At 71.4% G+C, this 22,793-nt stretch carries 16 protein-coding genes; 10 read left to right on the top strand and 6 right to left on the bottom strand.

The annotated features are described in order from the left end of the window. Positions 1-341 precede the first annotated feature (341 nt). Positions 342-677: a tautomerase family protein gene (locus BMX65_RS22235; RefSeq protein ID WP_239502084.1), complete on the top strand. Its 336-nt coding sequence runs from the start codon at positions 342-344 to the stop codon at positions 675-677. A 37-nt stretch (positions 678-714) separates the two neighbouring features. Here the strand turns inward: BMX65_RS22235 and BMX65_RS22230 are convergent, their stop codons facing one another. After that, complete coding sequence (locus BMX65_RS22230; protein WP_075002120.1) at positions 715-1,905, bottom strand: MFS transporter; 1,191 nt, start codon at positions 1,903-1,905, stop codon at positions 715-717. A gap of 264 nt (positions 1,906-2,169) precedes the next feature. Between BMX65_RS22230 and BMX65_RS22225 the strand changes: the two genes are divergently transcribed. Further along, positions 2,170-3,201, top strand: coding sequence for an ArsR/SmtB family transcription factor (locus BMX65_RS22225; RefSeq protein WP_075002119.1), 1,032 nt, complete (start codon positions 2,170-2,172; stop codon positions 3,199-3,201). Positions 3,202-3,304: 103 nt separating this feature from the next. Continuing rightward, the gene (locus tag BMX65_RS22220) at positions 3,305-3,877 is read left to right on the top strand and encodes a nuclear transport factor 2 family protein (RefSeq protein WP_079172029.1); all 573 of its coding nucleotides are present in this window, start codon (positions 3,305-3,307) and stop codon (positions 3,875-3,877) included. Here BMX65_RS22220 and BMX65_RS22215 read toward each other — a convergent pair. Next, complete coding sequence (locus BMX65_RS22215) at positions 3,781-5,382, bottom strand: MFS transporter (protein ID WP_075002118.1); 1,602 nt, start codon at positions 5,380-5,382, stop codon at positions 3,781-3,783. The genes BMX65_RS22220 and BMX65_RS22215 overlap by 97 nt on opposite strands. A 281-nt stretch (positions 5,383-5,663) precedes the next feature. Between BMX65_RS22215 and BMX65_RS22210 the strand changes: the two genes are divergently transcribed. Continuing rightward, a complete protein-coding gene (locus BMX65_RS22210) occupies positions 5,664-6,704 on the top strand; it encodes a LysR family transcriptional regulator (protein ID WP_177214324.1) in 1,041 nt (346 codons plus the stop codon). Here BMX65_RS22210 and BMX65_RS22205 read toward each other — a convergent pair. Then, the gene (locus BMX65_RS22205) at positions 6,674-7,276 is read right to left on the bottom strand and encodes a hypothetical protein (RefSeq protein ID WP_079172028.1); all 603 of its coding nucleotides are present in this window, start codon (positions 7,274-7,276) and stop codon (positions 6,674-6,676) included. The genes BMX65_RS22210 and BMX65_RS22205 overlap by 31 nt on opposite strands. A 474-nt stretch (positions 7,277-7,750) precedes the next feature. Here BMX65_RS22205 and BMX65_RS22200 point away from each other — a divergent pair, with 474 nt between their 5' ends. The 5 genes from BMX65_RS22200 to BMX65_RS22180 all read left to right on the top strand — a co-directional run bounded on the left by BMX65_RS22200 (position 7,751) and on the right by BMX65_RS22180 (position 15,253). Further along, entirely contained in the window at positions 7,751-9,253 is a 1,503-nt protein-coding gene (locus BMX65_RS22200) for an aldehyde dehydrogenase family protein (protein ID WP_075002116.1), read from the top strand. Positions 9,254-9,399: 146 nt separating this feature from the next. Continuing rightward, on the top strand, positions 9,400-10,980 hold the full coding sequence (locus BMX65_RS22195) for a GMC family oxidoreductase (protein WP_075002115.1): 1,581 nt from the start codon (positions 9,400-9,402) through the stop codon (positions 10,978-10,980). After that, positions 10,980-12,131, top strand: a complete 1,152-nt coding sequence (locus tag BMX65_RS22190; protein WP_079172027.1) for a quaternary amine ABC transporter ATP-binding protein — start codon at positions 10,980-10,982, stop codon at positions 12,129-12,131. Before BMX65_RS22195 ends, BMX65_RS22190 begins: the two co-directional genes overlap by 1 nt. A gap of 52 nt (positions 12,132-12,183) precedes the next feature. Continuing rightward, positions 12,184-14,223 carry an ABC transporter permease gene (locus BMX65_RS22185; RefSeq protein WP_075002114.1) on the top strand — a complete coding sequence of 680 codons (2,040 nt, stop codon included), beginning with the start codon at positions 12,184-12,186 and terminating at the stop codon, positions 14,221-14,223. Between the two features lie 67 nt (positions 14,224-14,290). After that, positions 14,291-15,253 carry a glycine betaine ABC transporter substrate-binding protein gene (locus tag BMX65_RS22180; RefSeq protein WP_075002113.1) on the top strand — a complete coding sequence of 321 codons (963 nt, stop codon included), beginning with the start codon at positions 14,291-14,293 and terminating at the stop codon, positions 15,251-15,253. A 902-nt stretch (positions 15,254-16,155) separates the two neighbouring features. On the opposite strand, the gene BMX65_RS22175 is transcribed toward BMX65_RS22180, so the two are convergent. The 3 genes from BMX65_RS22175 to BMX65_RS22165 all read right to left on the bottom strand — a co-directional run bounded on the left by BMX65_RS22175 (position 16,156) and on the right by BMX65_RS22165 (position 21,160). Then, complete coding sequence (locus tag BMX65_RS22175; protein ID WP_075002112.1) at positions 16,156-19,332, bottom strand: RHS repeat-associated core domain-containing protein; 3,177 nt, start codon at positions 19,330-19,332, stop codon at positions 16,156-16,158. 614 nt (positions 19,333-19,946) lie between these two features. Continuing rightward, positions 19,947-20,687, bottom strand: a complete 741-nt coding sequence (locus tag BMX65_RS22170) for an isocitrate lyase/PEP mutase family protein (RefSeq protein ID WP_075002111.1) — start codon at positions 20,685-20,687, stop codon at positions 19,947-19,949. Continuing rightward, a complete protein-coding gene (locus BMX65_RS22165; RefSeq protein WP_075002110.1) occupies positions 20,687-21,160 on the bottom strand; it encodes a carboxymuconolactone decarboxylase family protein in 474 nt (157 codons plus the stop codon). The genes BMX65_RS22170 and BMX65_RS22165 overlap by 1 nt, the downstream gene beginning before the upstream one ends. A gap of 46 nt (positions 21,161-21,206) precedes the next feature. Here BMX65_RS22165 and pdxR point away from each other — a divergent pair, with 46 nt between their 5' ends. Further along, positions 21,207-22,748: a MocR-like pyridoxine biosynthesis transcription factor PdxR gene (gene pdxR / locus BMX65_RS22160; protein ID WP_107437553.1), complete on the top strand. Its 1,542-nt coding sequence runs from the start codon at positions 21,207-21,209 to the stop codon at positions 22,746-22,748. Positions 22,749-22,793 lie beyond the last annotated feature (45 nt).

Raw genomic sequence — 22,793 nt, 5'->3', positions numbered from 1 at the left:
CAGCCGTCTGAGCGGCCTCTCGTTCGGCTCCTTCGCCGGTGTCGGCCCCTTCACCGGCGCCGCTTCCCCCGCCGGTCGCCGAGTCGGCCTCCTGGGCTGCATGGGTTGCCGCCTGGTTGGTCCCTCGTCGCCCCTTTTCCTGCCCCCGTCTCCCTCTGTGACCGTCCATTGACATGGCGACGGACCTCCATTAGCTTTGCTGTCAAAGATGTTTTGCTGTCAAAGGTGATTCGTCTCGCGATGGTAGCGATCCGGGACTTCACCTTGCCGATCGGAGGGTCGTCATGCCGCACTTCGAGGTGCAAGTTCACGAGGAAGTACTGGGTGGGGAGGACGCGCCCGTGAGCGGGCAGCTCATCAAGGAGCTGACGGAGGCCGCGCTGACGGTCTATCCGGAGCCGTTCCGGGAGATGGTCGGCGTCGAGATCTTCGGTATTCCCCGCGGAAGGTGGGGCGTGGGCGGGAAGGTCACCGACGAGCCGTCGCCGGTCGTCACCCTGCGCTCCCGAGAGGGGTTCTTCCACCATCCCGACTTCGCCGAAGCCCCCGCCGGATTGATATCCGCGATCACCGACGCCGTCGCCAATGTGCTCGGCGAGCGGGTGCGGGGACGGGTGACGGTGCTGCTGGTGGGGGTTCCGGCGGGACGTTCGGGGGTGGGTGGCGAGCCGGTCTGAGCAGGCGGCCCGAGATCCCTCGCGAGTGGGGGTCCGGTCACGCTTTGCGCGGGGTCCCGGCCTGCTGCTCGGAGCGGGAGCGGAGCGCAGAAGCGAGAGAGAGCGTCACCGTCAGTGAGAGGGCGGCGACCAGGGCCATGGCGGTCGCGGGAGAGGTCCGTTCCGCGACGGCCCCCGCGAGGGCCGCCCCCACGCCCTGCATGGCCAGCATTCCGGAGGAGTGCAGGCCCAGCGCGTGGCCGCTGAGCTCTTCCGGCGTCCGCTCCATCAGCCGCTCCTGGAGCAGCAGACTGGCACCGAAGCCGAAGGACGCCGGCATCACGAGTCCCGCCGCGAACGGCACCGCGGGGTGCAGCACGAACAGCAGATAGGGGGAGGCGAGCAGCGCGAGCATCGGCACGGCCAGCGCTGTCCGCCAGGACCGCGGCAGGCAGCGGCCGACGACCGTGTCCCCGGCCAGCATGCCCACCGCTCCGCAGGCGAACAGCAGCCCGGCCTCCCGCGGCGCGTACGGCACGAAGAGCGACTCGCACCCCACCACCAGACCGTTGGGCACCCACAACCCGAGGTAGACGGCCCGGCGGGCGGGGGAGGACCACAGCCGGGAGTTGGTCCGCCAGGTCTCGGCGGGGGAGGGGCGGCCCGCGGCGCGAGCCGGACGCCGCCCGAAGCCGAGCCGCGCCGCCACCGCCCCCGCCAGGTACAGCGCGGCCCCGACCAGCAGGGTGCCGCGCGCCGAGAGGAGGGTGACGAGCAGCCCGCCGAGGGCGAAACCGCCGATCTGCATGATGCCGCTGGACATGTTGAGCACGGAGCGGCCGAGGAGGTAGCCGTCCCGGGGGAGGATCTCGGAGAGCAGCCCGTAGCGCACCCCGCCGCCCAGGGAGGCCAGGATCCCGAGTATCAGCAGCAGGGCGAACGATCCCGCGACGGGCAGCCCCGGAAGGGTCTGCGCGGCGGTACCGAGTGAGAACGCCAGGAGCAGCCCGGCCAGCGCGGTGCGGGGCGGCAGCCGGTCGGCGGCCGACAGCAGGGTCGTCGCGCCGATGAGCTGGGCCAGCGAGGGGCCGAACATCGCGAGCGAGGACAGCAGCGGGGAGCCGGTGGCGGTGTAGAGCAGGGTCCCCAGGGCCAGGCCGCTCACCGTCTGTCCGGCCACCTGGAAGGTGCTGGTGAGGAAGAGCGGACGGAACTCGGGAGTCCGGAAGAGTTCGCGGTAGGTGCGCATGCCGGGAAGTCTCGGGAGGACGGCGGCGGCCGGTTACTGTTTCGCGGCAGAGCGAAACCTCGACGCGGACGCCCGCTCGGGACGGGCGGCGGCGGGGACGACGGGACGACGGCGGCGACGGGGACGACGGGATGACGGCGGCGACAGGGACGACGACGGCGACGGCGGGACCGGATCGGATCGGCGGATCGGGTCCCCGGATCGGATGGGATCGGGTCGCCGGATCGGGTCGCCGGAGCGGATCGGCAGGGGGCGGCGGGGGACATGGGATGGTGGCAGGTCAGCGCCGACACCTTGGCGGGCAGCCGCTTCGTGGTGTCCCCGCTGGCGGAGACGATCGCCGGCCTCAAGGTCTTGGAGCGCGGCAGCGCGGCCCACCCCGGCGAACGCGCCTGGCTCGCTGCCCACCGGCCCGCCTACCGCGCCCGCCAGGCCGCCGACCCGGTCACCGAACAGCTCATCCGCGCCGCGCTCGGCCCCACCTGGAACGCGGACTTCCTCACCCCGCCGCCCGACCCCGACGCACGGGGTGCCGCCGCCGCGTCCTTCGAGGAGGAACTCGCGTGCGTGCGCGCGACCCCGCCGGAGGTGGCCCGTACCGACCTGCTGGTGTCGCTGGGCGGCTCGGGTCCGCTGCCCGGCGTCCTGCACCGCGACGACCTGCCGCTCCGCACGGCCGACACCCTGGAGTGGGTGTGGCGCGAGACGGTGCTGCCGTACTGGCCGCGGCGCCGCCGGATCATCGAGGCCGACGTGGTGGCGCGCACCGCCCAACTCGGCCGGGCCGGCTGGGCCGCGGCGCTCGGCAACATGCGGCCGGGCATGCGCTGGCTCGGCGGGAGCCGCCTCCAGATCAACGCGCGGAACTATCCGCCGCGCGAACTGGACGGCGCACGGCTGATGTTCGTCCCCGTCACACCGCACACCGGATGGGTGAGCTGGGAGGCGCTCCCAGTCGGCGTGCCGGAGGGCCGGGCCCGTCCGCCCACCGGGGTCCGGCCCCGCTACGCCGTGGTCTACCCCTGCTCCGGAGCGCTCGCCGACTCCGGCCATCCGGCCGTGCCGGAGGCGTTGGGTGCGCTGCTCGGTCCCGCGCGGGCCGCGGTCCTGGTGCTCCTCGACTCCCCGAAGAGCACCACGCAGCTCGTCGCGCTCACCGGGCAGGGGCTGGGCTCGGTCGGCCGCCACCTGAGGGTGCTGCGGGACGCCCGGTTGATCCAGGGGCGCCGGGCGGGCCGCTCGGTGCTCTACCATCGCACCGCCGCGGGCGAGGGCCTGCTGCGGGCCCAGGAGTGACGGCCCGGCCGGGGCGGCGGCCGCCGGAGCCGGCACCCCCGGGTGCCCGTCGATGACCCGGCAGGTAATCGCGTCCCCAGCACCGGGCGGCCACTATTGAGGCATGACCGGAACGCAGACAGTCCCCACGCCCGCAGCAGCCGCCCCGAAGACCGGCCCGGTCGCCGACCAGAAGAGCGGCCCGGCGACCCCGGCAGACTCCGTCGCCACAACCCCCGCCCCGGACACGCGGGCCGTGGTCGAGGAATTCCTCTCCCGTGTCGGCGCCGGGGACCCGGAGCGGGTCGCCGCGCTGTTCGCCGAGCAGGTGGACTGGATGATCGCCGAGAACCCCACGGTGCCCTGGGTGCGTCCGCGGCCGACTCGTGCGGATGTCGCCGCGCACTTCCGTGAGCTGGCCGCCGGGGTGGAGCCGATGGCGCCCCGCGGGCGGCCCTTGGAGGCGCTCGTCGTGGAAGGGGACGAGGCGGTCGTGACCGGCAACCTGGCCGGCCGGGTCCGCGCGACGGGCAAGGAGTTCTTCGCCCCCTTCGCGCTGCGGCTGACCGTCGAGCAGGGACTGGTGGTGCGGTACCACCTCTACGAGGACGGGGTGGCGGTCGCCGCCGCCTGCGCTCCGGACGACGAGGACCGGGCGCCCGGCTCCGCGTCCGTCCGCCCCTCCGCCGCGTCCTGACCCCGCCCCGCGTCCCGTCCGTTCCCCGCGTCACCGTCCGCCGCCGCGTCCCGTCCGTTCCCCGCGTCCCGGTCCGCCGCCGCCTCCCGTCCGTTCCCGGCAGGGCCGGAGCCGCTCTCCGCCCTGCCGGGAACGGGCCGCAGCCAGACCACGGTGACCGCGCCCAGCACCGCGACGACGGCTGCCGCGAGCCGGAACCCGGCGGACATGCCGTCCGTGAACCCGCCGGTGCGGGAAGCCAGCACGGTGCCCATCGCGGCGACGCCGAGGGCGCTGCCGAACTCCCGGGCCGCGCCGTTGAGTCCGGAGCCGAGCCCGGCACGCTCGGCGGGCAGCGAGCCGATCACCGTCAGCGAGAGCGACGGCGTCGCCAGCCCCATTCCGACGGCCAGTACCAGGAGGATGCCGGCGTAGGGCGGGTAGGGCGTCGCGCCGTCGACGAGGGAGAGCAGGCCGAGCCCGGCGGCCAGGCAGGCCAGTCCGGCCGCAACCGTGGCGCGTGGCCCGATCCGCAGGGAGAGGCGGGGACTGAGGCGGGAGACCACCAGCATGGCGACGGCGAGCGGCCCGATCGCGAGCCCGGCGAGGGCGGGGGAGTAGCCCTTGGCGTACTGCAGGTACTGGGCGTTGACGAAGAACAGGGCGTACATCCCGAAGAAGATGGCCGACACTCCCAGCACGCCCGCCCGCAGCGGCCGTGACCGGAGGAGCCGCGGGTCCACCAGCGGGTTCCGGGCCCGCATCCCGTGTGCCGCGAGAGCGCCCAGCAGCAGTGCGGCCAGCGCGAAGGAGCCGAGCACCGGAGGGGAGTCCCAGCCGCGGCCGGGGCCCTCGATGAGCGCGGTGAGCAGCGCCAGGGAGCCGAGCACCAGCAGTGCGGTACCCGCCGGATCGGTCGGCCCGGCCGGAGCGGCGGCGAGCCGCGGGGTCAGCCGGGCGGTCAGCGCCAGCAGCAGCAGCGCGGCGGGGGCCGCGACCCAGAACAGGCCCTGCCAGGGCAGGTACTGGAGCACGAGGCCGCCGCCGAGGTTGCCCAGCAGCCCGGCGACGCCGGTCGCACCGGTCCATACGGCGACGGCGTGCGCGCGGCGCCCGTGCGGTGCGGTGCGCACGGCGAGGGACAGCGTCGCGGGCATCACCAGCGCCGCGCCGGCACCGGCGAGCCCGCGCGCTGCGACCAGGACGGTCACGTTCGGGGCGAGTGCCGTCAGCAGGCAGCCCGCGGTGAAGAGGCCGAGTCCGCACAGCAGGGCGCCTTTGGGACCGCGCCGGTCGCCCAGCGCCCCGGCGGGGATGAGCAGTCCGGCGAAGAGCAGCAGGTAGGAGTCGACGATCCACAGCAGTTGCGCGGAACTGGGGTGCAGGCTGCCGGCGCGCAGATCGGGCAGCGCCAGGTTGACGGCGGCCACCAGGGCGACGGCGAGCACGACGCACGCCGACATCAGTCCGAGCACGGTGCTGTGGCGCGCCGGGGCGGCCGCGGGCCGCTGGGTGTGTTCAGGCATGGGTGTCCCCCGAAGAGGCGTGAGGAGAGGCGGAAGGCAGGAAGCAGGAAGGAAGAGAGAAGAAGCGAGAAGACAGAAGGAGAGAGAAGAGAGAAGAGAGAAGAGAGAGGAAGGGAACCGGGCGCGGAACGCGGACGCGGACGCGGATGCGGGCGCCCTGCCGCGCGGCCGCGGCGGCTGTCGGCGCACCGTCCGGTGGGGGCGTCCGGCGTGCACCAGTACGGTAGGCAGCTCATCCGGATTACTTCAATTGCAACCTCTGCAAGGGAAAGTTGCCTCGCGTGCAATCCAGCTACCCGCCGCCCCGCGGCTCGGCCCCGTCGTTGGACCTCAACCTGCTCACCGCCCTCGACGCGCTGCTCACCGAGGGCAGCGTCACCGGAGCCGCGCGGCGCCTGCACCTGTCCACACCCGCCATGAGCCGCACGCTGACCCGCGTGCGGCGGGCGCTGGACGATCCGGTGCTGGTGCGGTCCGGGCGGCACATGGTGCCCACGCCGCGTGCGCTGGAACTGGCCGGGGAGGTGCGGGGGATCGTGGAGCGCGCCGAGGCGGTCCTCACTCCCGGAGCGGACGGCGACTTCGAACCCGCAGCGCTGGAGCGCACGTTCACGCTGCTGGCCGACGACGCGCTGCTGACGCTGGTCGGGATGCGGCTGCTGGAGCGGATGCGCGCGCAGGCGCCGGGCGTCTCGCTGCGGTTGCTCCCGGAGGGGCCCGGGGACTCCACGGCGCTGCGCGAGGGCGTCGCCGACCTGGAACTGGGCGTAGTGGACGCACCGACGCCGGAGACCCGGGTGGAACACGTCTTCACCGACACCAACGTCGGCGTCGTCCGCCGGGGGCATCCGCTGCTGGACGGAGAGCTGACCGCGGAACGGTTCGCCGCTGCGGACCACGTGACGGCCTCACGCCGCGGCAGGTTCCACGGGCCGATCGACGAACTGCTGGCCGCGCGCGGGCTGCGGCGCCGGGTGGTCGCCTCGGTCCCGACGCTGGCCGCCGCCCTGATGGTGGTCGCGCAGACCGATCTGGTGGCCCGCACCGGGCGGCGGCTGGGCGCAGCCCAACTGGACCGGCTCGGCCTGGTCGCCTTCGAGATCCCGCTGGAGCTGCCGGCCCTCCCCATCGCACAGGCGTGGCATCCCCGCTACGAGAAGGACCCTGCCCACCGCTGGCTGCGCCGCTGTGTGCGGGAGACCGCGCAGGACCTCGGTCCCGCCGCCGGCCCCGGCATCGCCTCCGGCGCCGACCCTGCCGCGGGCACCGCCGCCCGGCCGCCCGGGTGCGGCTACACCGACTCCGAGGGGGGCTCGTCCTGACCGGAGCCGCCCAGGTGCCGGCGGAGCTGCTCGACGGAGACGGTGCGGTCCGCGGGCGGGGTGGCGCGGGAGACGGGCCGGTTGAAGCGGCCCAGATCGATCTCGTCGTGGTTGCCGCCCGCCTTCCGCTCCAGGCGCAGCGGATAGGGCTTGCCCTCGGTCGAGACGTGCATGGTGACGCGGGCCTGCTGCCGGGCGCGGGTGACGGGGACGGCGTGGTGGCCGTGCACGTCCCCTTCGTGGCCCCGCTTCCAGCGGGGGCCGGAGGAGCCGGACACCCCGGAGGCGGCGCGGAAGGCGTTCAGGTCGCAGGCCGTGGCCAGGCCCCCGCCGCCCAGCTTGTCGCTGCCCTGCGCGCTGCTCTTGATGTAGTGCCCCTTGAACTTCTCGGCCGCCTTCGCGCCCTTCTCCGGGCCGAGCTGCGCCCGCCAGAACGCGGCGTCCGGTTTGATCCAGACAGTGCCGCCGCGCTTGATGAGCCGCATCGAGCCCTTGCCCGGGACCCCGACTTCTCCGGAGCAGTTCGCCCTTTCGTCGAGAGTCAGGTCGAGGCGGAGATCCGGTGCTTTCATTCTGAGCCGCATGGAGTGTGCGGAATTCAGCTCGTGCGACGCTTTTTCCGCTATTTCCTCGCCCGACAACTCTTCGATATCCGGTCCGTCACGCTGTGTGGCCGTGGGGGCGGCATGAGCCGGGGCCAGGAGTCCGCCGGAGGCCGTCGCCGCAGCGCAAACGGCTACAACCAGTGAGGTTCGGTACTGCTTACGCATTGCTGGCTCCGATCCGCCGGAGGGGAGTCCGGGGGCGCCGTGTCGGCACGCCGGGCTGCCAAATACGGACAAAGACGTACTCACCGTACGGTCCGCCGGGGGGTGCCGCACCTCGACCCGTGATGAAGGCCACTTGGCGACGGTTTCTGGACATGCAACCGGAAGAACGGGGCAGGGTTCCCGATTGCCATTGGCCCAGGCCCGTGGCAAAAGCCCCCAACGGGGCACCGGGGTCACCCCGGAGAAAGCAGTAAGTAACGGAAGGCAGTACCGAAGGTGTCCGTTCTGGAGAGCATTCATATCGATGGCGCGTGGCGCACGGCCGCAGCCGGCGGCACGCGGGAGGTGCTGGACCCCGCGGATGCCACCACGCTCGCCGTCGTCGCCGAGGGCGACGCATCGGACACCGACGCGGCGGTCGCCGCGGCCCGCCGCGCGTTCGACGAGGGCCCCTGGCCGCACACGCCCACCGCGGAGCGCGCCGCGCTGCTGCGCCGCGTCGCCGACCTCCTCCAGCGGGACCGGGAGGACATCGCGCTGACCGAGTCCCGGGACACCGGCAAGACCCTCGAAGAGGGCCGGGTGGACGTGGACGACGTCACCAACGCGTTCCGCTACTTCGCCGACCTGGTCATGAACGAGTCCGGTGGCCGGGTCGTGGACGCCGGCAGCCCGGATGTGCACAGCGTGGTCGTGCACGAACCCGTCGGCGTCTGCGCCATGATCACCCCCTGGAACTACCCCCTGCTCCAGGCGAGCTGGAAGGTCGCCCCGGCGCTGGCGGCCGGCAACACCTTCGTCATCAAGCCCAGCGAGGTCACCCCGCTCTCGACCGTCCACCTGGTCAAGCTGGTGATCGAGGCCGGTGCCCCGGCCGGGGTCGCCAACATCGTCACCGGCGCGGGCCTGCCCGTCGGCCAGCGCCTGGCCGAGCACCCGGACGTGGACCTCTTCTCCTTCACCGGCGGACTCGTCAGCGGCACCAAGGCCGGTGCCGCCGCCGTCGCCGGTGCCAAGAAGGTCGCCCTGGAGCTCGGCGGCAAGAACCCCAACGTGGTCTTCGCCGACGCCTGCGCCACCGAGGAGGGCTTCGACACCGCCGTCGACCAGGCCCTGAACGCCGCCTTCATCCACAGCGGCCAGGTCTGCTCGGCCGGTGCGCGGCTGATCATCGAGGAGTCCGTCAAGGACCGCTTCGTCGCCGAGCTCGTCTCCCGCGCGCAGCGCATCAAGCTCGGCCGGGGCACCGAGGACGGCGTCGAGTGCGGCCCCCTGGTCTCCCAGCAGCAGTTGGAGAAGACCGAGGACTACGTCGCCTCGGCCCTGGCCGAGGGCGCCGAGCTGCGGTGCGGCGGGGAGCGCCCGCAGCCGTCCGAGGTGCGGCCCGAAAGCGGCTACTTCTACGCGCCGACCGTGCTGGACAACTGCCACCGCGGGATGCGGGTCATCCGCGAGGAGACCTTTGGCCCAATCTTGACGGTAGAGAGCTTCAGCACCGAGGACGAAGCTGTAACGCTGGCCAACGACACCGAGTACGGCCTCGCGGGCGCCGTCTTCTCGGGCGACACCGCTCGCGCGCGCAGGGTTGCCGCGCGACTGCGCCACGGCACGGTCTGGATCAACGACTTCCACCCGTACCTGCCGCAGGCCGAGTGGGGAGGCTTCGGCAAGTCCGGCATCGGCCGTGAGCTGGGTCCCCACGGTCTGGCCGAGTACCGCGAGACCAAGCACGTGTACGAGAACCTGCGGCCTGCCCCGGTCCGCTGGTTCGCAGGCTGAGCCGACGAAGGAGACCGGCCACCGGCCCCATCCCACCGCGCACACCCGAACAGAGCGCAACGGCGGCTCGCCCGGTCGAGCCGCCGCGGCGCACCCGTACCGACCGCCAGTCCCCTCCCCGGAAGTTCTCAAGGAGCAGTACCCCTATGCCCAGCTATGACTACGTGATCGTCGGAGGTGGGACGGCCGGATCGGTGATCGCCTCGCGGCTCGCCGAGGACCCGGACGTCACCGTCGCCCTGATCGAAGGCGGCCCCTCGGACATCGACCGGCCCGAGGTCCTCACCCTCCGCAAGTGGCTGGGCCTGCTGGGTGGGGAGCTCGACTACGAGTACACGACCACCGAGCAGCCCCGCGGCAACTCGCACATCCTGCACAGCCGCGCCAAGGTGCTCGGCGGCTGCTCGTCGCACAACACCCTGATCTCCTTCAAGCCGCTGCCCTCCGACTGGGACGAGTGGGAGGCCGCGGGCGCCACCGGCTGGGGCTCCCAGGCCATGGAGCCCTACTTCGGCAAGCTGCGCAACAACGTGGTGCGGGTCGCCAAGAAGGACCAGAACGAGATCGCGCAGGACTGGATCGACGCCGCGAAGGAGGCCCTCGACCTTCCCGAGGTCGTCGGCTTCAACGACCAGCCCTTCGAGGAGGGCGTCGGCTTCTTCGACCTCTCCTACCACCCGGAGGACAACAAGCGCTCCTCCGCCTCCGTCGCCTACCTGCACCCGCACATCGAGGCCGGTGACCGCCCCAACCTGCACATCCTGCTGGAGACGTGGGCGTACAAGCTGGAGATCGGCGGCGCCGACGGCAAGACCGTCAGCGGCGTGCACGTGCGCGGCAAGGACGGGGAGGAGCGGCTGCTCACCGCCGGCCGCGAGGTGCTGGTGTGCGCGGGCGCCGTGGACACGCCGCGGCTGCTGATGCACTCGGGCGTCGGCCGCCGGGAGGACCTCCAGGAGCTGGGCATCCCGGTCGTCCACGACCTGCCGGGCGTCGGTGAGAACCTCATCGACCACCCCGAGTCGGTGATCGTGTGGGAGACCGACGGACCGATCCCGGACAACTCCGCGATGGACTCCGACGCGGGCCTGTTCGTCAAGCGGGACCCGGAGCACCAGGGCCCCGACCTGATGTTCCACTTCTACCAGATCCCCTTCACCGACAACCCCGAGCGACTGGGCTACGAACGCCCCGAGCACGGCGTGTCGATGACCCCCAACATCCCCAAGTCCCGCAGCCGCGGCCGCGTCTATCTGACCTCCGCCGACCCCGAGGTCAAGCCCGCGCTCGACTTCAAGTACTTCGAGCCCGACGCGAACGGCTTCGACTACGACGGCCAGACGCTCGTCGACGGCATCAAGCTCGCCCGCAAGGTCGCCCAGGCCGAGCCGTTCGCCAAGTGGCTCAAGCGGGAGGTCTTCCCCGGCCCCGAGGTGACCGACGACGAGGAGATCAGCGAGCTGGTGCGCAAGGCCGCGCACACCGTCTACCACCCGGCGGGCACCTGCCGGATGGGTGCGGAGGACGACGCGCTCGCCGTCGTCGACCCCCGGCTGCGCGTCCGCGGCCTGACGGGCATCCGCATCGCGGACGCCTCCGTCTTCCCGACCATGCCCGCCGTCAACCCGATGATCGGGGTGCTGATGCTCGGCGAGAAGGCGGTCGACCTCATCCGACCCACGCAGACCGACAAACAAGCGACTACGGCACCGGGAGGTGTTGCCTGATGTCCGAGACCGCTGAAGCCACGGCAGCCGGCGAGCACGAGAACGCGCACGAGCACGGCGACCAGGCGGGCCCCGCCATCTCCGTCCGCAACCTGTGGAAGGTCTTCGGCCCCAAGGCCGACCGGATCCCCCGGGACGCCTCCTACGCCGAGCTGTCGCAGAGCGAACTGCGCGAGCGGACCGGCTGCACCGCCGCCGTCCGCGACGTCTCCTTCGACGTGCACCAGGGCGAGGTCTTCGTCGTCATGGGCCTCTCCGGCTCCGGCAAGTCCACCCTGGTGCGCTGCCTGACCCGGCTGATCGAACCCACCGCCGGCTCGCTGGAGTTCAACGGCGAGGACGTCATCGGCATGGGCGCCGACGCACTGCGCGAGCTGCGCAGGCACCGCGCCTCCATGGTGTTCCAGAACTTCGGTCTGCTCCCGCACCGCACCGTCGTGGACAACGTCGCCTACGGCCTGGAGATCCAGGGCATGGCCAAGGCCGAACGGCGCGAACGCGCCGCCGAGATGGTCGCCAAGGTCGGCCTGGACGGCCTGGGCGAGCGCCGCCCCGGCCAGCTCTCCGGCGGCCAGCAGCAGCGCGTCGGCCTGGCCCGCGCGCTGGCCGTCGACCCCGAGGTGCTGCTCTTCGACGAGCCGTTCAGCGCGCTGGACCCGCTGATCCGCCGCGACATGCAGGAGGAGGTCATCCGGCTGCACCGCGAGGAGGGCCGCACGATGGTCTTCATCACCCACGACCTGTCCGAGGCGCTGCGCCTGGGCGACCGCATCGCGCTGATGCGCGACGGCGAGGTCGTCCAGCTCGGCACCCCCGAGGAGATCGTCGCCAACCCGGCCGACGACTACGTCCGCGACTTCGTCCGCGACGTCCCCCGCGAGCAGGTCATCTCGGTGCGCCGCGCGATGCGCCCCGCCGAGGGCGCCGAGGCGAAGACCGGCACCGAGGTCGCCCCCGACACCCTCGTCTCGACCGCGATCGAGACCGTCGCACGCACCGGCGAGCACTGCCGCGTCGTCGAGGACGGCCGGCTGCTCGGCGTCGTCGACCACGCGAGCCTGCTGATCGTCGTCGCCGGGCTCGACAAGGACGCCGACCCCGAGGACGCCGCTCCCGAGGACGGCACGGAACGGGAGGTGGCCGCGGTATGAGCGCCACACGTCACAGCACCGCGGAGGCGGTCCATACCGGCGGGGGACTGATATGAGTTCCCCGACCCTCACCAAGGGCGAGGCCGCGAACCCCGCGCCCTCCTCCAAGGAGCCCGCCGAGGCCCCGCAGGAAGCCGCACCGCCCTCGGCGCTCGCCCGCTTCCTCGGCAACCCCAAGACCCTCGCACTGCTGGTCGCGGCCCTGGTCGTCGTGGTCAGCGCACTGGTCACCGGCGACGGCACCTGGCCGCGCTCGCTGACCGCCGATGTGGAGTCGCCGCTCAACGACCTGGACAACTGGCTGGTCGACAACCGCGACTCGCACTGGATCTTCCTGTACTTCCTGCTGCACATCAGCAACTTCGCGCAGGCCGCCTACGACACGCTGCTGAGCCTGCTGGAGTCGATGAGCTATGTCGGCGTCATCGTCGTCGGCACCCTGATCGCCTGGGCCGCGGGCGGCGCCGACCGCTCCCGCCGCGCGCTGCGCACCGGCGGCACGGCACTCGCGGTCTTCGTGGTGTGCGGGGCGCTGGACGTGTGGGAACCGACGATGGAGACGCTGGCGCTGATGATCGTCTCGATCATCCTCTCCGCCCTCCTCGGCGCCCTGCTCGGCCTGGCCTCCGGAGTCTCGGACCGCTTCGAGAAGATCCTGCGGCCCGTCTTCGACACCATGCAGGTCATGCCGGCGTTCGCCTACCTGCTGCCGCTGGTGCTGATGTTCGACATCGGCGTCCCCTCCGCGCTCATCGCGACGGTCATCTACGCGGCGCCGCCGATGGCCCGCCTCACCTCCCTCGGCCTGCGTCAGGCCGACCCGACCGCGCTGGAGGCGGCCACTTCGCTGGGCGCCGACTCCCGGCAGCGGCTGCTGACCGCCCGGCTGCCGCTGGCCCGCAAGCAGATGATGCTGGGCCTCAACCAGACGATCATGATGTGCCTGTCCATGGTCGTGCTCGCCTCGCTCATCGGCGCCGGCGGCCTGGGCTCCGAGGTCTACGAGGCGCTCGGCGCGCTGAAGATCGGCGACGCGCTGGTCGCGGGCGTCGCGGTCGTGCTGCTGGCCGTGCTGCTGGACCGCACGACGGCCGCGGCCGGTGAGCGGCTCGACGACGTCGCCACCACGAGCTTCTCCCGCGCGGCAGCACAGCTCCGGCTGGCCGTCTGGGGCGGCATCGCCGCCCTGACCGCCGTGTTCGCCGCGGTCGGCACGGCCGTCGCCGGAGACGAGTGGCCCGAGAACTGGGTCGTCGACTTCACCAACTCCATCGACACGGCCGTCAACTGGTTCACCGACCACCTGGGCTCCGGTATCCCCCTCCTCGGCGGCACCATCACCTGGGCCGAGGGCTTCACCGAGATCGTCCTCAACCCGCTGCGCAACGGCCTGCAGACCACCCCCTGGTGGGCGCTGGCCCTGCTCGTCGCCGTGATCGGCTGGATCGTCGGCACCTGGCGCGCCGCGCTCACCGGCGTGGTCTGTCTGGCCCTGATCGGCTGGATGCGGCTGTGGGACGTGGCCATGGACACCCTCTCGCAGGTGCTCGCGGGCCTCGTCCTGACCGTCGTCGTCGGTGTGCTCGTCGGCGTGCTGTGCGCCCGCGTCGAGCGGGTGGACAAGATCATGCGGCCGGTGCTCGACACCATGCAGACGATGCCGCAGTTCGTGTACCTGATCCCGGTGATCGCGCTGGTCGGCCAGAACCGTACCGGCGGCATCCTCGCCGCGGTCGTCTACGCGGCACCCGCGGTCATCCGCATCACCGCGCAGGGACTGCGGCACGTGGACCCGGCCGCCATGGAGGCGTCCAACTCGCTGGGAGCCACCGGCATGCAGCAGTTGTTCGGCGTACAGCTGCCGCTGGCCAGGAAATCCATCCTGGTCGCCCTCAACCAGGGCGTCGTGCTGGTGCTGTCGATGGTCGTCATCGCCGGCCTCATCGGCGGCGGCGCACTCGGCTACATGGTGGTCCGCGGCCTGTCGAAGGGCGACCTCTCGCAGGGCTTCCCCGCCGGCATCGCCATCGTCTGCCTCGGCATCATGCTCGACCGCCTGTCCCAGCCGGCCGCCAAGCGCAGCCGCGACTGAGACCTCCGTCCCCCGAGATCCCCCCGACGGGTCCCCCCATCCCGTCCCACAGGAAAGAGAAATTCGCATGAGAATCAAGCGCGTAAGCACCATCGGAGTGGCCGGCGTCGGTCTGCTGGGCGTGCTCGCCCTCACCACCGGCTGCGCCGCCGACACCAAGGCCAGCGGCGGCGGCGACGACAAGGTCGTCCTCGCCGAGCCGTCCTGGGTGGGCGCCACCGCCAACGCGGCCGTCGTCAAGAAGCTCCTCGAGGACGAACTCGACGTCAAGGTCGAGGCCAAGCAGATGGACGAGCCCGTCGCCTTCGACGCGCTCAACAGCGGCAAGGCCGACGTCATCCTCGAGGACTGGCACGGCGTCCCGAAGAAGCAGAAGAAGTACGTCGAGGAGAAGAAGACCGTCGTCTCCGGCGGCGACCTCGGCGTCGTCGGCCACATCGGCTGGTTCGTGCCGAAGTACTACGCCGACAAGCACCCCGACATCCTCAAGAGCTACAAGAACCTCAACAAGCACTACAAGGACTTCAAGACCTCCGAGAGCGGCGACCTGGGCCACTTCATCGGTGCCGCGCCGTCCTACTCGCAGCACGACAAGGAGCTCATCAAGAACCTCGGGCTCAAGTTCAAGCACATCCCCTCCGGCGCCGAAGCGGCCCAGCTCAAGGAGCTGAAGCGGCTCTACGACGCCAAGAAGCCGTTCCTCACCTACTGGTGGGAGCCGCAGTGGATGAACGAGAAGATCGACCTGGTCGAGGTTCCGCTCCCCAAGTACACCAAGGGCTGCGAGGTTCCCGCGTCCGAGGCGAAGTGCGGCTACGAGACCAACCAGCTCGAGAAGTTCATGAACAAGGACTTCGCGACCGGTGACAGCAAGGCCGCCGAGTTCATCAAGAACTTCCACTGGTCCACCAAGGACCAGAACGAGGTCGCCGGAATGATCGCCGGGAAGAAGATGGACCCCGAGGACGCCGCAGCCAAGTGGATCAAGGACAACAAGTCCACGTGGGAGAAGTGGATCCCCAAGGACTGATCCCGCACCGCGGCGCGGCTGTCGCCGCTGCCGCACGCACTACCGGCCCCCGCGACGCTTGTCGTCGCGGGGGCCGGTGCGTTCCCTTCGCGGGGGGCGTGTTCGCGGGGTCGGTTCCCCTCCGCGGAGTGCGTTTGCGTTGTGGGGGCACGCCCCTGTTGTTTTCGGCCCCCCGCTAAGGGGGCGGAGCCCCCTTAGAATCCCCTAGCCGCATCCCTCGGATCCTTTCCGCACGTGTGCTCCGGACCAAGTTCCTGGCCCGTTGGGTGCGGGGAGAATCCAGATGCTGTCCGTCACAGCCCAAGAGTGCTTCCGCGGTCGAAAGTCCCCCAGCGATCGCCGCATCGGGCTGACCCCGGAACTCGTGAGGCTCGCCCATTTCTTCTGTCACTTCTGCCGGCTGATCGGTCCGAGAACCAGGGCTACGAGTCCGGTGGCGACAAGCAGGACTGCCGGTGGGACCAGGACGGGTTGAAGAGTTGGGGCGACACCGGCGCAGCTTCGGCTTCCTCTTCCTGTTTGGATCACCCGATTTCTCCTCGTTGGTGAGTCCTGGGTCTGGCCGGGACCGACGGGTCCGGCACAGGCCAGGTCGGTCAACCACGAGTGTCGACCTGCTGTGCCTGATTCGAGATCAGATATACGCTCTCGCCCGCCTTGCTCTGGAATTGCTCACCCCGGTTCCTCAGTCGCGTTTGAGGTTCCGATAACGCACCCAGGCAATTCCGAGGCCCGGGGGTACCAGAATCAGAGGTGCGCTGAGGGAAGAGAGAATGTCACCCCCGGTGGTCACGGCAACCAGGAACCAGATGGCATACAGGAGTGCGAATGCCAGAAATACTTGAAGCATTGCTCTCCGTGTTGAAGGCGGGAGGTCCGGCCGTGGCATTTCTTTCCCTTCTCTAGGATAGCCAGCTTTCCACTAGGGCGCTGGTGTTGGCTCCGGCCGCAAAGCAGCCGACGGATGAGACGAAGCCCGTCTCGGGGCCGGTGGCTGCCGTGCACACTGTGCCGACGACGAAGCCAGCGGTGAAACTTGCAGAACCCTTGGCTGCCTCTGTGAAGTCTCCGGAAGCCAGGTCTTTTCCTATGCTGACCAAGTCCATTGCATCCTGAAACTTGCCCACGGCTCCTGGAACATCGAGAAGCCCTCCAGGGTCGATGCGGTTGACCGGGTCGCCTTCGGCGTAGAGGTAGGGGTTCTTTTCCTGGCCGGAGGGGTCGGGTTGGGTGAAGCGGCCGATGCGGGGGTCGTAGTAGCGGGCGCCCATGTGGTACATCGCGGTGGCGTCCTGGTAGGTGCCGGCGAAGCGGTAGGGCTGGCCCTTGCCGTCGTCTTCGTCGGCGATGGTGACACCGCGGGGGCTGTAGTAGTACGAGGCTGTCTTCTTCCCCTGCTCGTCGACCATCGCCACCGTGGAACCGAGCGCGTCGGTCAGGTAGTAGTAGCTCTTCCCGCCCCTCGTCACGGAATTCAGCGTGCCCGGCGCTTCGCGGACGAATCCTGTGTCCTGGCCGCCGGTGCTGGTGGCTGAGAGGCCGAGGGGGCCGTGGTGGAAGTAGGTGGCACCGATCTTGACGCGCTCGCTGTTGTCCGTGGAGGCGTACTGGCCGTCGTAGGTCTTCCCGCTCACGGTGGTGGAGGTGAGCTGGGAGAACTCCGACCAGGTGCCCTTGGTGCGGGCGGTCTGCGGGGTGGGGGCGCCGGAGGTTTCGTTGCCGGCGCGGTCGTAGGACCAGCCGGAGTAGTCGCCGTTCTTCTGGGTGATCTGTCCGGCGTCGTTGTAGTCGTAGGTGGTACCGCGGGGGCAGCCTTCGGTGATGCCTTGTGAGGTGAGGTTGCCCGCCGGGTCGTAGCAGTACTGCCAGGAGTTGTTCCGCTCGCCGTCCTTGGTCTCCTCGGCGTAGGAGAAGCGGCCCGCGCTGTCGTAGGTGTGGGTGCGCTTCAGGTCGTCCACGGCGTCGGTGACGGTGCGGAACTTCGTGCCGTCGACCGTCTTGCCGCCCGAGGCGTAGCTGTAGGTGTAGGACAGGTCGACCAGCGTCGTGTCACCGTGGGTGGCTTTGATCCGGGTGGGACGGTTCGACTTGTCCACCGTGATGGCCTGCTCGGTGCCACCGGGGTAGGTGGTGGAGGTGCGGGTGTCGTTGTTGTTGTACCCGTAGGTGGTCTTCTTGCCGTCGGGCGCGGTCAGGTCGGTGAGGCGGTTGGCAGCGTCGTAGCGGTACCGGGTGGTGCCGCCGGGGTCCTCGTACGAGGCGACGTTGCCGTCGGCGGTGTAGGTCAGCACCGTCTGGGAGCCGTCCTGGAGGGTGCGCACGGTCTCACGGGACAGCGGGTCGAAGGCGTACTTGACCACACCGGTGCTGTCGTCGCGCTGGCGCAGGTTGCCGTCCCCGTCGTAGTGGTAGGTGACCGTCTTGGAGGGGCCGGTGACCTTGGTGACCCGGTCGCGCTGGTCGTAGCTGTAGGTGAGTTCGATGCCGCGGCCGTCGGTGACGGTGGCCGGGCGGCCCTTCTCGTCATAGGTGTAGGTCGTCTCACCCATCGGGGAGGGCGGGTCGGCCTCGGTCAGGTTGCCGTGGTCGTCGTAGGAGAACTTCGTCTTCTTGTCCCGCTCGTCTGTCACCGAGCACACCTGGCCCTCGAAACCCCCGCAGTCCGGGTCGGTCTCGTTGTAGTCCATGGTGCGCTCGCCGCCGCCGTCGCCGGATACCGCGACGGAGGTGGTGTTGCCCTTGGTGTCGTAGGAGTACTCCGTCTCCTGGCCGTCGGGCATCTCGACCGTGCCGGGCAGGTCGGCCCCGGCGATGGTCTGGTAGCCGGTCAGGGAACTGGTCGCGCCGGTGGGCAGCGTGGCCGAGGTCGGGTTGTTGCGCCCGTCCCACCCGTAGGCGGTCACGTTGCCCGGGTTGCCGCCGGTGCCCATCGCGTCGGTGGCGGTGGCCAGGTTGCGGTTGGCGTCATAGGTGCGGGAACGGTGGTGCCCCAGCGGGTCGGTGACCTCGGAGACCTCGCCGTCGCTGTTGTGTTCGTACTCGGTCGCGTCGCCCAGCGGGTCGGTGACGGTTGTGGTGCCCGCCTTGTCCGGGGCGTCGGCGGTGTAGCTGTAGCGGTAGGTGGGGCCCGCGTGCTCGTCACCGTTGAAGTGGGTGGCCCGCAGCATGGAGGTGACCCGGTTCCGGTCGTCGTAGGTGAAGACCGTCACCCGCCCCTCCGGCGTGGTGATCCTCGTCAGACGGCGGGAGGAGTCGTAGCCGAAGGTGGTGGTCTTTCCCTCGGTGTCGGTGGTCTTGGCCAGGTCGCCCGCGCTGTTGAGGTCGAAGACGGCGGTGCGGCCAGTGTGGTCCTTGGCCTGCCACTGCGAGGCGTCCGTCTTCACCAGGTCGATCCAGCGCCCCGAACGCTTGCCGGTGAGCTTGAAGCCCTTGTTCTCGCCGTCTTCGTCGTGTTGGGCCACGGTGATCTCGCCGTGGTTCCTGTCGGTGATCTTCGTCAGACTGCCGTACTCGTTGTAGGTGTCCTTCACGCCCGACTTGCGGTCGGTGAGGGTGTAGGTGCCGTCCGAGTTCTTCTCCAGATCCTCGGAGTAGCCCTTGGGCGTGGTGTACGCGTCGCCGTCCTTGGCGAAACGGAGACTCTCGCCGGTCTTGCCGTAGAGGACGACCTCGTCGTCGGCGAGGTGCAGGTAGCGCTCATACCCCTGCCACCAGCGCTGCGACATTCTGCCCCAGGGGGCGTCGAGCGAGTTGTACGTGCGGGTGAGTTGCAGTCTCCGGCCGACGCCGGAGATGTCGAAGTCGGTCGCCGCCAGCATCAGGTTGCCGGTCGAGTAGTTGACCCGGGCCACCAGGGAGTCGGTGATCCGGAAGTCGGATATCCCGTGCCAGGGAACGTCCCCCTGTCCTTCCGGTACGACGTCCGACGCGGCCGCTGCGGACTTTCGTGTCTTCTTCTCCTCGGTGGCGCCGGACGGCCGATCGGCGCGTTCCTGCTGCGCCGTGCGCCAGGCCGCCACCTCCGGGGAGGGCTCGGCCTCATCCTCGTCGGCGGCCGGTTCGGTCTCTCCCACCTTCACCGGCGGGACCTTTGCGTCCGGCCGGCTCGTGCCCCACGCCGAACCCGGCGCCCCCTTCGCCGGGGCCGCGGCACTCGCGGTGGCCGGAAGCGCCGCCGCGCCGGTCGCGGTAGCCGCCAGCAGGGCGATCGCGGCAGTGACGGAACGTCTGGACTGTTTTCGGGCACGCCACATGGACGTGCCTGAAGCACGTAACAGCATCTTCCCCCCTGGGAATCAGCCCCCGACCGCTCTGGCCGGAAGCGCCTGCGACGGTTCCACACCGTGGCGACTCAGATCCAGAGGGCGCACACATTCCGCTCGGAAATTTTTGCTCGCAGACAACAGACGCGAGTTGCATACCGAGGGGGGAACGATCCGGGTCTGCTGTACAGCCCCTGCGCGATGTCAGTGGGCGGAGTGCGCATCGCGGGAACGTCGCCTCGCACTCCGCGAGAGCTGCTGCGGCGGCTGACATCCGCGCCGCGCTCCGGAGCCTTTCGGGCCTGCTGCGGAAGGAGTTGGGTGCGGCAAGCGCCAACTTCGTCCGTGGTCCTCAGCGCATCGGGACGGACGCGAGAGGAGACCGCCGCAACACCGTCCGTTGCGGCGCCCCCGCAAGGGGGCGCCCGGCGTCAGGAGGCGAGCAGGTGGTCCGCGAGGGCCTGGACGCCCGCGTAGGCGCGGGCCGCGAGGCCGCCGCCGAAGGTGACCCGCGCCGCACCGGCGGCGGCCAGCTCCGCGGGGTGGGGGCCGTCTTCCTGGGCCAGCGCGTTGACCGGCACCGGCAGCGCGCGGGCGAGGACCGCGAGGTCCTCCGTCGGTGCGCCGATCGGATACACCCCGTCCGCGCCCGCCGCGACGTAGGCGCTGCCCCGTGCCAGCGCCTCCGCGAGCGGCTCCTCGGCGCCCCGGATGTAGACGTCGATCCGTGCGTTCAGGAAGGGTGCGGAGCCCAGCGCGGCCCGTACGTCCGCCAGGAAGCCGGCCTGCTCCTCGGTCGGCAGCAGCACTCCGTCCGCCGAGTCCTCCAGGTTGCAGCCGACAGCTCCGGCGGCACGGAGGCGCGCGGCGATCTCGGCCGGGGGCAGCCCGTATCCCCGTTCGATGTCCGCGCTCACCGGGATGGTGACGGCGCGGGTGATCCGGGCGACGGCTGCGAACATCTCGTCGGCGGGGCATGCGCCGTCCTCGTGTCCGAGCGAGGCCGCCACCCCGGCGCTGGGGGTGGCCAGCGCGCAGAACCCCGCCTGGGCGAAGATCCGGGCGGAGGCCGGGTCCCAGGCGCCGGGCAGCACCAGCGCCTCGCCCGGCTTCCGGTCGTGGTGCAGGCGGCGGAGCCGGGCCGCAGCCGCAGCGTGGTCCGCGGTGCGCATCAGGCGGTCCGACCGCTGTCGTGCAGGCTCTGCGGAAGGCCCCGCACGGTCACGTTGAACCGGTTCCAGGCGTTGATGGCCACGATCTGCCCGATCAGCGCCGCGAGTTCGGCCTCCTCGAAGTGCGCGGCGGCGCGCGCGTACACCGCGTCGGGCACGAAGCCGTCCGTCAGTTCGGTGACGGCCTCCGTCAGGGCGAGTGCGGCCTGCTCCCGCTCCGTGAACAGGTCGCCGCTCTCCTCCCAGGCGGCGAGCAGGTCCAGCCGCAGTTGCGACTCGCCCGCCTTGCGGGCGTCGGCGAGGTGCATGTCCAGGCAGTAGGCGCAGCGGTTGATCTGCGAGGCGCGGATCTTGACCAGCTCGCCGATCACGGGTTCGAGCCCCGCCGCCGAGGCGGCCTGCTGGAAGGCGTACATGCCCTTCATCATCCGGGGGGCGGTCTGCCAGATGTCCATCCGCGGTGTGGTCGTCATGGCTGCGAGCCTATGCGGAAGTGGTTCATGTGTATGGTCCACTTCCATGGCAGATTCGTGGGCCAATTCTTCTTCCGGGGCCGGCTCCCGGGCGTCTCGCGCATCCCGCGCGCCCCGCACCGGCAGCGACCTCCACCTGGACCTGGCCCTCGGCCCGACCGGCGATTCCGGCACGCACCGGCCTCGCGCCGCCCTGCTGGCCGCCCTCCGCGACGCGGTCCGCAGCGGACGGCTCACCCCGGGCACCCGGCTGCCGTCCTCCCGCGCGCTCGCCGCCGACCTCGGGCTGGCCCGCAACACGGTCGCCGCCGCGTACGCCGAACTCGTCGCGGAGGGGTGGCTGTCGGCGCGGCAGGGGTCGGGCACCCGGGTGGCGGAGCGCGCGGAGCCGCTGCCGCCCGGCCGCCCGCGCACCCCGCACCGGCCCGGCGGCGCCGGAAGCGGTGTGCTCTCGCGGTACCGGCGCTGCGCTGAGCGCCCCCGGCACGATCTGCGCACCGGGGCGCCGGATGTCTCGGCGTTCCCGCGCTCGGCCTGGCTGGCCTCGGCGCGCCGCGCGCTGACCGCCGCGCCCGCGGCCGCCTTCTCGCACGGCGATCCGCGCGGCACCGCGGAGCTGCGGCGGGCCCTCGCCGACTACCTGGCCCGGTCCCGCGGGGTGCGCGCGGCGCCGGAACGCATCGTGGTGTGCGCCGGTTTCGGGCAGGGGCTGGCGCTGCTGGCCCGCGCGGTGCCGGGGGAGCTGGCCGTCGAGGAGTACGGGCTGCCCTTCCACCGCGAACTGCTGGAGTCCGCCCCGGGCCGCACCCGTCCGCTGCCGGTGGACGCGCACGGCGCCCGCACCCCGCTGCTGGACTCCGAGCCGCGCTTCGCCGGCGTCCGCGCCGTGCTGCTGACCCCCGCGCACCAGTACCCGGTCGGCGTCCCGCTGCATCCCGACCGCAGGGCGGCGGTCGTGGACTGGGCCGGGCGGACCGGCGGGCTGGTGCTGGAGGACGACTACGACGGCGAGTTCCGGTACGACAGGGAGCCCGTGGGGGCTTTGCAGGGGCTCGACCCCGACCGGGTCGTCCATCTGGGCACCGCCAGCAAGGCCCTGGCGCCGGCTCTGCGGCTGGCCTGGATGGTGCTGCCCGACCACCTCGTGGAGGCGGTGCTGGCGGCGAAGACGCCTGCGGAGTGGACCACCGGCGCCCTCGACCAGCTCACGCTCGCGGACTTCCTGGAACGCGGCGCCTACGACCGTCACGTACGCGCCATGCGGCAGCGCTACCGCGCACGCCGCGACCGACTCGTCGGCCGACTGGCCGCCCGCGTCCCCGAGGTGCGTGCCACCGGTATCGCCGCGGGCCTGCACGCCCTCCTCCGTCTGCCGCCGGGCACGACGGAAGCGGACGCCCTGCGCGCGCTGCACCGCGCCGGGGTCGCCCTCGACCCGCTGTCCGCCTTCCGGCACCCGGCGGCCCCCGCCCAGCCGCCGCCGGACCCGGCGCTGGTGGTCGGCTACGGCACCCCGCCCGAACACGCCTGCACCGCCGCGCTGGACGCCCTGTGCGGGGCGCTGGCGTGCGGGTCGGGCGGTCCGTAGGAGCGCCGCAGGTGGCGGCCCTGCCCGTCGGGCAGTCACGAAGTC

This window comes from Streptomyces qinglanensis (assembly GCF_900111245.1).
Lineage (GTDB): Bacteria > Actinomycetota > Actinomycetes > Streptomycetales > Streptomycetaceae > Streptomyces > Streptomyces qinglanensis.
Note: the sequence above shows the minus strand (reverse complement) of the source record. Positions and strands in the feature narration are given on the sequence as shown.

Excerpts from the sequence above, each read along its gene's own strand:
- BMX65_RS22230 (WP_075002120.1), bottom strand. The coding sequence starts at position 1,905 with ATGCGCACCTACCGCGAACTCTTCCGGACTCCCGAGTTCCGTCCGCTC.
- BMX65_RS22225 (WP_075002119.1), top strand. The coding sequence starts at position 2,170 with ATGGGATGGTGGCAGGTCAGCGCCGACACCTTGGCGGGCAGCCGCTTC.
- BMX65_RS22220 (WP_079172029.1), top strand. The coding sequence starts at position 3,305 with ATGACCGGAACGCAGACAGTCCCCACGCCCGCAGCAGCCGCCCCGAAG.
- BMX65_RS22215 (WP_075002118.1), bottom strand. The coding sequence starts at position 5,382 with ATGCCTGAACACACCCAGCGGCCCGCGGCCGCCCCGGCGCGCCACAGC.
- BMX65_RS22205 (WP_079172028.1), bottom strand. The coding sequence starts at position 7,276 with ATGAAAGCACCGGATCTCCGCCTCGACCTGACTCTCGACGAAAGGGCG.
- BMX65_RS22195 (WP_075002115.1), top strand. The coding sequence starts at position 9,400 with ATGCCCAGCTATGACTACGTGATCGTCGGAGGTGGGACGGCCGGATCG.
- BMX65_RS22190 (WP_079172027.1), top strand. The coding sequence starts at position 10,980 with ATGTCCGAGACCGCTGAAGCCACGGCAGCCGGCGAGCACGAGAACGCG.
- BMX65_RS22185 (WP_075002114.1), top strand. The coding sequence starts at position 12,184 with ATGAGTTCCCCGACCCTCACCAAGGGCGAGGCCGCGAACCCCGCGCCC.
- BMX65_RS22180 (WP_075002113.1), top strand. The coding sequence starts at position 14,291 with ATGAGAATCAAGCGCGTAAGCACCATCGGAGTGGCCGGCGTCGGTCTG.
- BMX65_RS22170 (WP_075002111.1), bottom strand. The coding sequence starts at position 20,687 with ATGCGCACCGCGGACCACGCTGCGGCTGCGGCCCGGCTCCGCCGCCTG.
- BMX65_RS22165 (WP_075002110.1), bottom strand. The coding sequence starts at position 21,160 with ATGACGACCACACCGCGGATGGACATCTGGCAGACCGCCCCCCGGATG.
- pdxR (WP_107437553.1), top strand. The coding sequence starts at position 21,207 with ATGGCAGATTCGTGGGCCAATTCTTCTTCCGGGGCCGGCTCCCGGGCG.